This is a genomic window from Mesorhizobium sp. J18 (genome assembly GCF_007829525.1).
GTDB lineage: Bacteria > Pseudomonadota > Alphaproteobacteria > Rhizobiales > Rhizobiaceae > VLJP01.
In genome coordinates this window covers 31,755-44,127 of record NZ_VLJP01000001.1, presented here as the reverse complement: position 1 = coordinate 44,127, position 12,373 = coordinate 31,755, and the positions used below count along the sequence as shown (strand labels likewise).

At 61.7% G+C, this 12,373-nt stretch carries 13 protein-coding genes; 4 read left to right on the top strand and 9 right to left on the bottom strand.

The features are described 5' to 3' along the window. Both L598_RS00190 and L598_RS00185 read right to left on the bottom strand, forming a co-directional pair. Nucleotides 1–624: a DapH/DapD/GlmU-related protein gene (locus L598_RS00190; protein WP_144858865.1), complete on the bottom strand. Its 624-nt coding sequence runs from the start codon at nt 622–624 to the stop codon at nt 1–3. A 38-nt stretch (nt 625–662) separates the two neighbouring features. Continuing rightward, nucleotides 663–1,130, bottom strand: a complete 468-nt coding sequence (locus L598_RS00185; RefSeq protein ID WP_246658571.1) for a CreA family protein — start codon at nt 1,128–1,130, stop codon at nt 663–665. Nucleotides 1,131–1,290: 160 nt separating this feature from the next. On the opposite strand from L598_RS00185, the gene L598_RS21315 reads away from it, so the two are divergent. From L598_RS21315 to L598_RS00175, 3 genes are read left to right on the top strand one after another with little or no spacing between them, the layout of a single operon-like run. Then, on the top strand, nt 1,291–1,452 hold the full coding sequence (locus tag L598_RS21315; RefSeq protein ID WP_186444898.1) for a hypothetical protein: 162 nt from the start codon (nt 1,291–1,293) through the stop codon (nt 1,450–1,452). 15 nt (nt 1,453–1,467) lie between these two features. After that, entirely contained in the window at nt 1,468–2,046 is a 579-nt protein-coding gene (locus L598_RS00180) for an SCO family protein (protein ID WP_144858861.1), read from the top strand. Nucleotides 2,047–2,065: 19 nt separating this feature from the next. Further along, complete coding sequence (locus tag L598_RS00175) at nt 2,066–2,938, top strand: 50S ribosomal protein L11 methyltransferase (protein WP_144858859.1); 873 nt, start codon at nt 2,066–2,068, stop codon at nt 2,936–2,938. A gap of 61 nt (nt 2,939–2,999) precedes the next feature. Here the strand turns inward: L598_RS00175 and L598_RS00170 are convergent, their stop codons facing one another. Continuing rightward, nucleotides 3,000–3,185 carry a hypothetical protein gene (locus tag L598_RS00170; RefSeq protein WP_144858857.1) on the bottom strand — a complete coding sequence of 62 codons (186 nt, stop codon included), beginning with the start codon at nt 3,183–3,185 and terminating at the stop codon, nt 3,000–3,002. A gap of 232 nt (nt 3,186–3,417) precedes the next feature. Between L598_RS00170 and L598_RS00165 the strand changes: the two genes are divergently transcribed. Beyond that, nucleotides 3,418–5,247 carry an aminopeptidase P family protein gene (locus L598_RS00165; RefSeq protein ID WP_144858856.1) on the top strand — a complete coding sequence of 610 codons (1,830 nt, stop codon included), beginning with the start codon at nt 3,418–3,420 and terminating at the stop codon, nt 5,245–5,247. Nucleotides 5,248–5,258: 11 nt separating this feature from the next. Here L598_RS00165 and L598_RS00160 read toward each other — a convergent pair whose 3' ends face one another. The 6 genes from L598_RS00160 to lpxC all read right to left on the bottom strand — a co-directional run bounded on the left by L598_RS00160 (nt 5,259) and on the right by lpxC (nt 12,276). Further along, complete coding sequence (locus L598_RS00160; protein WP_144858854.1) at nt 5,259–5,555, bottom strand: AzlD family protein; 297 nt, start codon at nt 5,553–5,555, stop codon at nt 5,259–5,261. Beyond that, nucleotides 5,552–6,283, bottom strand: a complete 732-nt coding sequence (locus tag L598_RS00155; protein WP_144858852.1) for an AzlC family ABC transporter permease — start codon at nt 6,281–6,283, stop codon at nt 5,552–5,554. Before L598_RS00155 ends, L598_RS00160 begins: the two co-directional genes overlap by 4 nt. Before the next feature lie 118 nt (nt 6,284–6,401). Next, complete coding sequence (gene ligA, locus L598_RS00150; RefSeq protein WP_144858850.1) at nt 6,402–8,513, bottom strand: NAD-dependent DNA ligase LigA; 2,112 nt, start codon at nt 8,511–8,513, stop codon at nt 6,402–6,404. Nucleotides 8,514–8,562: 49 nt separating this feature from the next. Then, entirely contained in the window at nt 8,563–10,236 is a 1,674-nt protein-coding gene (recN, locus tag L598_RS00145; protein WP_144858849.1) for a DNA repair protein RecN, read from the bottom strand. 14 nt (nt 10,237–10,250) lie between these two features. Further along, a complete protein-coding gene (locus L598_RS00140) occupies nt 10,251–11,120 on the bottom strand; it encodes an outer membrane protein assembly factor BamD (RefSeq protein ID WP_144858847.1) in 870 nt (289 codons plus the stop codon). 205 nt (nt 11,121–11,325) lie between these two features. Continuing rightward, nucleotides 11,326–12,276, bottom strand: coding sequence for a UDP-3-O-acyl-N-acetylglucosamine deacetylase (gene lpxC, locus L598_RS00135; protein ID WP_144858845.1), 951 nt, complete (start codon nt 12,274–12,276; stop codon nt 11,326–11,328). Nucleotides 12,277–12,373: the final 97 nt, after the last annotated feature.

Here is a 12,373-nt window from a genome sequence, read left to right as displayed (position 1 = left end):
TTAACGGCCCCACCGCTCCAGAAAAGCTTCGATCTCGAGGGTTTGCATGTCGGGAATGACCTCGAACAGGGTTTCGACCGGCCAATCCCACCAGGCAAGTGCCTCGAGCCGCGCTGCGATGGCCGGTGCAAAGCGGTTGCGCAATCTACGCGCCGGGCTCCCGGCGACGATCTCATAGGCGGCGACGTCGCGCGTCACGACGGCATTGGCGCCAATGACAGCGCCGTTTCCGACAGCGACGCCCGGCATGATAACTGCGCCATGTCCGATCCACACATCATTGCCGATCGTCACCTTTTTCGCCCTGCGGCGCTCACGGAAGGCGCTGTCGACACCGAGGTACCGGAAATATTCGTTCGGCCTATAGCTCACCTTGTGCGTAGTGACGCGCTCGAGCGGATGCTCCAGCGCATTGATGCGCGTATTGGCGGCGATGGAGCAGAACTTGCCGATGCTCGTATAGATCGCCTCGGCATGGCGCTCGAAATAGGAGAAATCACCGACCGCGACCTCACGCAACACGACCCGTTCCCCGACGGCGACGTAGCGTCCCAACCGGCAGGATTTCATGACTGCCGTCGGATGGATGCGCGGCTCTGGATCGGTGAGGCGGAGATCGTCCATGTCTCCGCCCTACGCCTGGCGGACCGGCCCGGCAAGACCTATTCCGGCTTGCCCTGCACCCACTCGACCTTCTGGCCGTAGAGCGGCACGGTCGAGATCGCCATCTTGGCCGAGCCGTCCTGCACCTGACGCGAATGCGACAGATAGACCAGCGTGTCGTTTTCCTTGTCGTAAATGCGGTTGACCACCTGATGCTTCCATATCAGGCTGATATTCTGGCTGAAGACCTCCTCGCCTTCCCTGTCGAGTTCGATATCGCCGATGACGATCGGGCCGGTCTGCCGGCAGGAAATGGAGGAATTGGACGGGTCTTCGAACCAATTCCCTTTCTTCAGCCGGTCGATGACGCTGCGGTCGAAATAGGAGACATGGCAGGTCACCCCCTGCACCTTCGGATCGGTGATCGCCTCTATGACGATGTCGTTGCCGAACCAGTCGACGCCGACCTTTCCCACCTCTTCCGAGCGAGCGGGAAGCAGAAGCGTGACAATCATGACCACGGCCATGATCGCGATGACAAGACGTGCCATGCGTATCCATCCTTGAAGAAAGCCATTGCGGCGACAGATTGGTTGCACCATATCCGAATACAAGTGCAAATGGCGCGCCTGCGTTGCGGCAAACAGGCGTATTTCCGGCACGACGGCAAGACGCTATCATTCCGTCATGAGACAAGTCAGGTCCATTGCGTTGCGCAAGACACTCGTGATCAGCGGCACGGCACTGGCGCTTTCTGCGCTAACGGGCATCGCCTTTGCCATGTGGATGGACAACGGCGCCCGCATCTTCATGACGCTGGTTGAGTCCGGCCTCGCCTGGTGCTTCTAGAAAGATCCTACCCTCATGATGCGCTATATCCTCATCGGCATCCTTGTGGTTATGGCAGCCAGCGTCGGCGCCCTTACCTACCAATGGTATGATGCGCGCAATTCCGGCGATGCCTATGGCGCGCCTTTCGAGCTGGTCGATCAGAACGGAGAGCCGATTACAGAAGCCGCGTTCCGGGGCCACCCGACGGCACTTTTCTTCGGCTTCACCCATTGCCCCGAAGTTTGTCCCACGACGCTGTTCGAGCTGGACGGCTGGCTGAAGCAACTGGGCAATGACGGCGAGAACATCCAGGCCTATTTCATTTCCATCGATCCCGAACGGGACACGCCGGAAGTGCTCGGCAATTACGTCAGCAACGTCTCCGACCGCATCAAGGGTATCACCGGCGAGCCGGACAAGGTAGCGGCCATGGCGAAGTCTTTCGGCATCTATGCCCGTAAGGTGGAGCTGGAGGACGGCGATTACACGATGGACCATACGGCGTCCGTTCTCCTGCTGGATAAGGATGGGGCTTTCGCCGGCACGATCGCCTATGAGGAAAACCCGGAAACTGCCCTTGCCAAGCTGAAACGGCTGGCAGACGGCGCATGAACCCGGCGGAGTCTGCTCCGTGACCCAGAACCGTCTTTTTCTCACCGCGCCGCGCCCGGAAGCGGAACGCATCTACCAGACGCTCGAACGCGATTTCGAGGATGACGGTCTGCCGCTGGCCATCACGGAGACCGACGAGGAACGGCAGCTTTTCGAGGTCTCGCTTTATGCTGGTGACGATGTCGACGAGATCATGCAGCGCATGCGCAAAGCGATTGCCGGCCCGGGCGCGCCGCTTTCCATCGAGCGCGAAATCCTGCCCGAGATCGACTGGGTGGCGCATTCCCTGCAGGGCCTCAGTGCCGTGCGCGCCGGCCGCTTTTTCCTGCATGGCTCGCATGAGCGTGACCAAGCCCGGCCTGGCGAATTCGCCATCGAGATCGAGGCCGGGCTTGCCTTCGGCACTGGCCATCACGGCACCACCGCGGGCTGTCTCGAAATGATTTCCGACGTCATGAAGCGCGAGCGGCCGCGCAACGCCCTGGACCTCGGGACCGGAAGCGCGGTGCTTGCGATCGCGCTGGCCAAGCTGGCGCACATATCCGTGCTCGCTACGGACATTGATCCAATCGCTACACGTGTGGCGCGCGAGAATGTCCGGCTCAATAGGGTCGCACGCTGGGTGACGGCCGAGACGGCGGCCGGATTCCATCATCGCATATTCGCGGAACGCGCACCCTTCGATCTGATCGTCGCCAATATTCTGGCGCGGCCGCTGATGCGCCTGGCGCCGGAAATGGCCCGCCATCTCGCGCCCGGCGGATCGATCATCCTTTCAGGCATTCTCGATCGCCAACGGGATGCTGTTGTCGCTGCCTATGTAGGCCAGGACTTCCGCCATATGCGAACCACCCATCGCGAAGGCTGGGTGACCATTCATATGAAACGCTGACCCCAAAACAGGAAAGGCGGCCCATGAAGCCGCCTTTCCGATGCCGCATATCAAGCGGTGGTCAGAACATGTGATAAGCGCCGCCGCGCTGCTTCAGTTCTGCACGCGAATATCCATGTGCCTTCAGCGTCTCGTCATCGAGCATCAGCAGAGCGCCGCTCACATAGCGGCTCGCCTGCTTCTCGCGCGCGGCGATGAGCGCGGCCATGGCGTTACGGAAAAATCCATGTTTCGCATTCCGGGCCATTGGAAGATCTCCTTGCCATCACAACCATCCACATGATGGAAGGTAAGCATTGCTGACCTAAATCACCACTGCTCATTGTGCATGGCAGCAATCTGATTTTGCATATGCGAACATGATATTGCACTGCAAAAACGCACAGCCTGCACAAGTGACGGACAATCTGCCTTTTCGTTGCACTGGAAGGCGGCGGCGGCTAGGTTTCGGCATTTCCAACCGCATCCGGACCGAATCCATGTTCCAGTGTTTCGACGTCATCTCGGACCCGGCGCAAGGCGCGCCGCGAGTCGCCCATCTGCGTGGACGCCTCTCCAGCATGGGGCTCGACGGTTTTCTCGTGCCCCGGGCCGACGAGCATCAGGGCGAATATGTCGCGCCACGTTCCGAGCGGTTGCGTTGGCTGACGGGCTTCACCGGTTCGGCCGGCGTAGCTCTCATCCTGCGCGACAGGGCAATCCTGTTCGTCGATGGCCGCTACACCTTGCAGGCTCGCGCGCAGACCGATCCGAAAATCTTCACCATTGAGAGCCTTGTCGACAATCCGCCCCGCAAATGGATGAGCGACAATCTCAGCGCGGGGACGCGGATCGGTTTCGACCCATGGCTGCACACGATCTCCGAGATCGGCAAACTCGAGGAGGCTCTTGAAAGCAAGGGATGCGAACTCGTGGCCGTCGACGGCAATCCCGTCGATGAGATGTGGGACGACCAGCCCTCCCCGCCGCTGGAACCTGTCAGCATTCACGCGCAACAGCATGCGGGGGAAGGCGCCAGGGAGAAGCTGGCGCGCCTTGCATCGGCCGTCCGGGATGCAGGCGCGGATCACACGGTTCTCACCGATCCGTCGTCGCTGGCCTGGGCCTTCAACATACGCGGCGCCGACGTTCCGCACACGCCGCTTGCGCTCGGTTTCGCCGTCATATCGCCGGAAGGCTTGCCGCGCCTGTTCATGGACAAGCGCAAGCTTCCCCGCGAGACCGAAGCCTATCTGACACAGCTCGCCGACCTTCTTCCTCCATCCTCATTGGAACGGGAACTGGAGAAGCTGGCATCCGGTGGCGGCAAAATCGGCCTCGACCCTTCGCTTGCCGCCGACCAGCTCCGGCGGATCGTGGAGAAGACGTGCGGCTCCGTCGTCAACATGCCCGATCCCGCCCGCCTGCCGCGCGCAACGAAGAACGAGGCCGAGCTGGCGGGCGCGCGTGCCGCCCATCGGCGCGATGGCGCAGCGGTCTGCCGCTTCCTATGCTGGCTTGATGCTCAGCCGGGCGGAACGGTCGACGAGATCACGGTTGCCAGGAAGCTGGAGGAAATCCGCATCCATACGGGTCAGGAAATGCAGATGCCCCTGCGCGACATCTCCTTCGACACGATATCCGGAGCCGGTCCCAATGGCGCGATCATCCACTACCGCGTCACCACGGACACCAATCGCATGCTCGGAGACGGCGAGCTTTATCTGATCGATTCCGGTGCCCAATACGAGGACGGAACAACTGACATCACCCGCACGGTCGCCATTGGCGCGCCGAGCGGAGAGATGCGCGAGCGCGCAACGCTGGTGCTGAAAGGCATGATCGGCATTTCCATGCTGCGCTTTCCCGCCGGTACGCGCGGCATGGACATCGACGTGGTCGCGCGCATGGCCCTGTGGAAGGCGGGACTCGACTACGGCCACGGCACCGGCCATGGCGTCGGCTCCTATCTTTCGGTCCATGAGGGGCCGCAGCGCATTGCCAAGACCGGGAACGAAAAACTGCTGCCGGGCATGATCGTCTCGAACGAGCCCGGCTACTACAAGGAAGGAGCCTACGGCATCCGCATGGAAAACCTGATCGTCGTCACGCCGGCAGAGCCGGTGCCCGGCGGCGATATCGAAATGCACGGTTTCGAGACGCTGACGCTCGTGCCCTTCGACCGCAGGCTCGTCAAAACTGAACTCCTGACCGCCGAGGAGCGCGACTGGCTCGACGCTTATCACCGCCGCGTGCGGGAGGAGATCGGCCCGATGCTGGACGGCGAGGCCCTGGCCTGGCTGGAGAAGGCGACAGAGCCTTTGGCATAAATGCGGGATGGCTAATGCAGCAAGTATCTGAGCAGGATCAGCACCGCCGCTCCGCTCAGAAACATCGTCATCATACTGGCGCGTAGCGCGACGATCCCGGCAATAAGCAGGGCTCCGATCTCCGCCGGACCTCCGTGATAGACGGCCGGCGCGACGAGCGTGGTCAGGACAGCGGCAGGCACGGCGTTGAGCGCCGCTTCTACTCTCGGGTGGATGCGCTCGAAACGTGAGAGCACCATATGCCCGCCGGCGCGCGTCAGATAGGTCAGCACGGCACCTGCAAGGATGATCGCAACCGTCGTGCTCATGGTGCTTTATCGCCTTTCTCACCATTCCCTATCGGGGCCAGAACCGCCACCACGATGCCGGCAAGCGCGCCGACCGAAACATGCCAGGGCGATCCGATCGTATCATAGGCGAGCACCGAAACGATCGTGCTCGCCGCGACCACGGGCAGGAAAAGCGACCTGTCACGGAATTCCATCACAAGCCCGAGAAAGTAGATCGTCAGAAGGAAATCGATGCCAAGCGCTTCGAAATCGGGAACAAGCCGGCCGAAAAGCGCGCCCAGAACCGTAGCGGTGTTCCAGAAAACATAGATCGGTATGCCCATGCCGAAATACCAGGCAAAGCTGATCGGCTCGCCTTTTACGGCCCGCCTTTCGCTCTCGGCATATTGCGGATCGACAAGAAAGAAGAAGGCCACGGCCTTCTGCAAAAACGGCCAATGGCGGATATGCCTGCCCACAGCCGCCGAATAGAGGACGTGGCGGAAATTGACGGCGAAGATCGACAGCACGATCACCCAGGGCGCGATCTTCTCGTCGAACAGGTTGAGCCCGACCATCTGGCTGGCACCGGCAAAGATGGTCGCGCTCATGAGCAGGGCTTCAAAAACCGTAAATCCGTTGTCGATCGCCAGGGCTCCGAAAAGAATGCCGAACGGTGCCGAGGCGACGATGACAGGCACAGACCTGCGCATGCCGTCGACGAATTCATTCCTTCGCGACATCTCGGAGACCGCTTCGACGCTCATGAAAACTCCCGGAAGATTTCTGGTTTAGGTCAGGAAATCTGACCTGTCACATCAATTCCGTTGAGGTAAGGCTGAAGCGCGTTTGATGGATCACCGGGCGCGGTGAAAAATGGAAATCTCAACCGCCGATCCTGGCGAACCAGGCATCCTCGTCGATGATCTCTATGCCGAGTTCCTGGGCTTTCTTGAGCTTTGATCCTGCCCCGGGACCGGCCACGATGAGGTCCGTCTTGCTGGATACCGATCCCGCGACCTTGGCGCCCAGCCGCTCGGCCATGGCTTTCGCCTCGTCGCGCGACATGCGTTCCAACGCCCCGGTGAATACTATTGTCTTGCCCGAGACCGGCGAATCGCCGGCCGGCCGCTCGGCGTCCTGCACATTGACCTGGGCGGCGAGCGCCTCCACCAGCGCCCGGTTGTGGTCCTCGCCGAAATAGCGCGCGATGGCGTCGATTACCGCGTCGCCGATATCCTCCAGCGCATCCATCTCCTCGCGCGCATTCAGATCGCCATTGGCGATCGCAAGCGCGGCGTCATGGAAGGCCTGCCATGAACCATAGGCGCGCGCCAGGGTAACGGCCGTCCGCTCGCCCACATGCCGGATGCCGAGGCCATAAATCATGCGGTCGAGCGGGATGGTCCGCCGCGCCTCGATGGCAGCGAAGAGATTCGCGGCCGAGATCGCGCCCCAGCCTTCCTTGTCGCGCAGCTTCTTGAGGTTGGCGCCGTCCCGCTGGGCCAGCGTGAAGATATCAGCCGGGCTTTTCACCGGCAGGTCGGGATCGTGGAAGAAGAATTCTATCTGCTTCTCGCCCAGCCCCTCGATATCGAAGGCACGGCGGGAAACGAAATGGCGCAGATGCTCGATGCGCTGGAAAGGGCAGGCAAATTCACCCGAACAGCGGCGCACCACGCCTTCCGCACCGGCGGCGGTTCCCTCGCGGACAATAGGGGTCTTCAACTCGCAAGGACACACCATGGGAAATTCGAACGGTTTGGCATCCGTCGGGCGGCGATCCTCGATCATCCCAAGAATCTGCGGAATGACATCCCCTGCCCGCTGCACGATGACGGTATCACCGATCATCACGCCGAGGCGCTCTATCTCCTCGGCATTGTGCAAGGTGGCATTCGTGACCACCACGCCACCCACCGTCACGGGCTCCAGCCGCGCAACCGGGGTCAACGCACCCGTACGGCCGATCTGGATATCGATGCCCTTCAGGATCGTCATCGCTTTTTCGGCCGGGAACTTGTGCGCGATCGCCCAGCGCGGGCTTCGCGAGACGAAGCCGAGACGCTCCTGGAGGGCGAGGTCGTCCACCTTGTAGACGACACCGTCTATGTCATAGCCGAGAGTCGCCCGCTCCTCCTCGATGTCATGGTAGTGGGCGAGCAGTCCTTCCGCATCCTCGAAACGCTTCATCAGCGGATTGGTGCGGAAACCATAGCTTGCCAGCGCGGCCACCATTCCCATTTGCGTATCCGCCGGCATCTCGCTCACCTCGCCCCAGGCATAGGCGAAGAACTTCAGCGGCCGCGCCCGTGTTATCGAAGGGTCGAGCTGGCGCAGCGAACCGGCGGCCGTGTTGCGCGGATTGACGTAGGTTTGCTTGCCTTCCGCCTCCTGTCGCTTGTTGAGGGCCAGGAAGTCCGCATGGGTCATGTAGACCTCGCCGCGCACTTCCAGCACCCGAGGAAAATCGCCGGCAAGCACATTAGGAATATCGGCCACGGCGCGGGCATTGGCCGTCACGTTCTCTCCCACTTGCCCGTCACCGCGGGTAGCCGCGGAAACGAGCCGTCCTTCCTCATAGCGAAGCGAGAGCGACAGGCCATCGATCTTCGGCTCTGCCGTCATGGCGATCGGAGCGTCGGGAGACAGCTTGAGGTAGCGCCTGATCCGGCCGACGAAATCGACAACGTCCTGATCGGAAAAGGCGTTGTCGAGAGAAAGCATCGGGATCTTGTGCCGAACCTTCTCGAACTTGCCCGATACCGGAGCACCGACGCGAAAAGTCGGTGAATCCTCGCGCACCAGTTCGGGAAACCGTTGCTCGATGGCAAGGTTGCGGCGCCGCAGCGCGTCATACTCCGCGTCGGAAATGACGGGCTGATCCTCGTCGTGATAGAGCCGATCATGTTTGGCTATTTCAGCCGCGAGCCGCTCCAGTTCGGCAACCGCCTCCTGCTCGGTAAGGTCCTCGACGGGTTTTTCTGTTTTCGGCATTGGCGGCTTGCTTCTGCTGGTCGATTGATCGAGTGGCTATAGCTTGGATTTAGCCTGCTGCCGCATTCTCCCGCAACAAGCGTTCGGCAGCCGCCCTCGCCTCGTCGGTCACCGTGGCGCCGGCAAGCATGCGGGCTATCTCCTCCTGCCGTGCGGCGCGATCGATTTCCATCACCCCGGTCGAAACACGGTCTGCACCGCCGGACTTGGAAATCAGGTAATGCGTATTCGCGCGAGCGGCGACCTGTGGTGCATGGGTGACCGTGAGCACCTGGATGCGCCTTGCGAGCCGTGCAAGCCGCTGTCCGATGGCGTCCGCGACCGCCCCGCCGACACCCATGTCGATTTCGTCGAAGACCAGCGTCGGCGCCGAGCCACGGTCGGCAAGCGCCACTTTCAATGCCAGCAGAAAGCGGGAAAGCTCGCCGCCGGAAGCAACCTTCATGATGGGGCCGGGCCGCGTGCCCGGATTGGTCTGCACCCAGAATTCCACGCGATCTATGCCGCCCTCGCCACGGTCATCCGGCTCGCTGGATATCTCCACGATGAAACGGGCCCGCTCCAGCTTCAGCGCCGGCAATTCCTGCATGACGGCCTGCATCAGCGCCTCGGCGGCGGCGGCGCGCAGTTGCGACAACCGGCCGGCAGCCTCGTCATAGGCCTCCCTTGTCTCGCTCGCCTTTTTGCGCAGGATCTCCAGCTTTTCCTCGCCGGCATCGAGGTCGGCCAGATCGGCATCCATGCGGTCACGCAGTTCAGCCAGCTTGTCGACCTCGACATTGTGCTTCCGTCCCGCGGCCCGCAGGGCGAAAAGCCGTTCCTCCGCCTGCTCCAGCCTTTGCGGATCGAACTCGCTAGCGCGCATCGCCGCCTCAACCTCCGACTGCGCAGCGTCAAGCGAAAGAAGCGCCGCATCGAGCGGTTCGATGATCGGCTCCAGCAGCCCCGGAGCCTCCTGCGCCTTCCGCTGTAATCTCCTGAGCAGGCTGGAAAGCTGTGGCACCGGCGAATTTGCGCCGGAAAGGATTTCCTGCGCGTCGGCAATGTCGCCGACGGTCTTCTCCGCCCGCATCATCGCCGCACGTTCCTCGGCAAGCACCGTCTCCTCGCCCGGCCGCGGATCGAGCCGCGACAGTTCTTCGACTGCGGCCCGCAGGAAATCAGCCTCGCGGGCGGCAGCCTCGACCTTGGCCTTGTGGCGCGCGAAATCCTGTTCACTTTTCCGCCATTCGTGCCAGATCCGGCGAACCTCTTCCACAGCCCCCATATGGCCGCCGAACGCATCGAGCAGGTCGCGATGCATGGCGGCATCGACCAGCGCCCGTTCGTCATGCTGGCCGTGTATCTCCACCAGGGCGCGGCCGATATCGCGCATCAGGCCGACGCTTGCCGGCTGATCGTTGATGAACACGCGCGTGCGCCCATCCGCCGTCTGCACGCGGCGCAGGATGACGTCGCCATCGTCGTCGATGGCATTTTCGGTGAGCAGCAGGCGTGCCGGATGATTTCGCGGCACATCAAAGACGGCCGTGACCTGTCCCTGGGCTGCGCCATGGCGCACGAGCGCGGCATCGCCCCGCGCGCCGAGGGCAAGAGACAAGGCATCGAGAAGGATGGATTTTCCGGCCCCGGTCTCGCCCGTCAGAACGGAGAGGCCGGACGCGAAATCGATATCGAGCCGCTCGATCAGTACGATATCACGGATCGACAGATGGGACAGCATGAACGGCCGCGCCGTCAGGTACCGAAGATCAGCGCTCCGGCTTTCGAGATCCAGGAACCCTTGTTCTCATGCGGTTCCAGGCCGCCGGATTGCAGCAGAGCATAGGAATCCTTGTACCACTGGCTGTCCGGGAAGTTGTGCCCGAGCACGGCGGTCGCCGTCTGCGCCTCACCGGTCAGTCCCATTGCCATATAGGTTTCCGTCAGCCGGGCAAGCGCTTCCTCGACATGTCGGGTATTGCCGTAATTCTCGACCACGCCGCGGAAACGGCGAACGGCAGCGACATATTCGCGTCTTTCGAGATAGTAGCGCCCGATCTGCATTTCCTTGCCGGCAAGCTGGTCGCGGCCTATGCGGATCTTGGCCTTTGCATCCTCGACATATTCCGATTCGGGCCAGCGCTGGACGACCTCCTCCATCGCTTCGATCATGCGCCGCGTTTCGCGCTGGTCCTGGGTCACGTCGCGAATCTGACGATGATAGCTGAGGCCGATCAGATATTGCGCATATGCAGCGTCTTCCGTGGTCGGGTAGAGCGAGACATAGCGCTTGCCCGCAGTCACCGCTTCCTCATAATTGCCCTGCCGGTAATTGGCGAAGGTGTTCATGATCAGTGCCTTGCGGGCGAATTCGGAATAGGGATGCTGGCGGTCGATGGCCTCGAACTTGGCAACCGCCTCTTTCAGACGGCCTGCGTTCAGATTGGCAAGGCCCTGATTATACAAGACGTCCGCCGGTTCCGTCTGGTCGACAAGAGCGGCGAGATTGACGTCATCGTCGGAAGAAGCACAGGCGGAAATGAAAAGCGGCATGGCCACAGCGGCAGCCGTGACTAGCAAGGTCCGGCAGCCCCGGAAGGACATGGCAGCTTTGTTGAATGACATGATCGCTTTTCGCCCCTCCGGCGTCGTCAACAGGCAAATTCGGCCGCACTCATAGAGCAAAAGCCCCACGGCGAGCAACGCTATTGCCTTGCAATGGCGCATTTTTGTGGCGGCAGCAATTGTGCTCCACAGAAAGATAAACGCCTATTCCGCAAGCTATCCGGGCATTCTCCGAGTCGTATGACAACCCGGTTCCGCCGCCGGATCAGATCGCCCAGGGAGCGTAGACGGGCGCGTTGACCGCAATCATCTCCACCGAACGACCCCGCTCGCGATGGGAGGTCTCAACAATCTGAAAGGCGGAACGGTCCGACAGCAGACTGCGGAGCGCCGCGGCATTCAGCCGATGCCCCCCTCTGTAGGAACGGAAGCAGCCGATGAAGCGCGCTCCGGCCAGCGCCAGATCGCCCATAGCATCCAGCATCTTGTGACGGACGAACTCGTTGGGATAGCGCAGCCCTTCCATGTTGATGACGTTATTGTCCTCGCCGATCACCACCGAATTTTCGAGCGACGAGCCGAGCGCGTAACCAGCCGCCCAGAGGCGCTCCACGTCCTTCATGAAGCCGAAGGTGCGCGCGCGCGCAATTTCGCGGCGGAACATGTCGGGATCGATATCGGCAGCAAAGAACTGGCGTCCGATGGCCTTGCTCTCGAAATCGATCTCGATCTCGAAACGTGTGCCGTCATAGGGGCGAAATTCCGCCCAGGAGCCACCCGCTTCGAGACGCACGGGCTTCAGAATACGGATGAAGCGGCGCTTCAGCGGCTGAACCTCGATTCCGACGCTGTCAAAGGCTTCGACGAAGGCCATGGCGCTGCCGTCCATGATCGGCACCTCGCCGCCATCGATCTCGATCAGCACATTGTCGATGCCGAGCGACGAGAGCGCGGCCATCAGATGTTCGACGGTAGCGACGTGGTCGCCTGCGGGATCTCCGAGCGCCGTACAGAAATCGGTGCCGCCAATCTCGGAAACGAGGGCGCGGATCTCGCGTCCGGTTCCGGCGGAATCGATACGTTGTAGCACCACGCCGCTATCCGGATCAGCCGGGCTGAAATGGATGGTGACTGGTTTGCCACTGTGAACGCCGATACCGGATAAGGATACGCGCGACTTTAATGTGGTCTGGTAATCGTGCAACTCGATCCCCATAAGCCCGTCCTGTCTGTCCGCTACTCTGCCAGGCCGAGCGCGGCTCTCTTTAACGGAGCGGGGAAACACATCCCCAAAGCTTCCCGCTCCCCGCCAT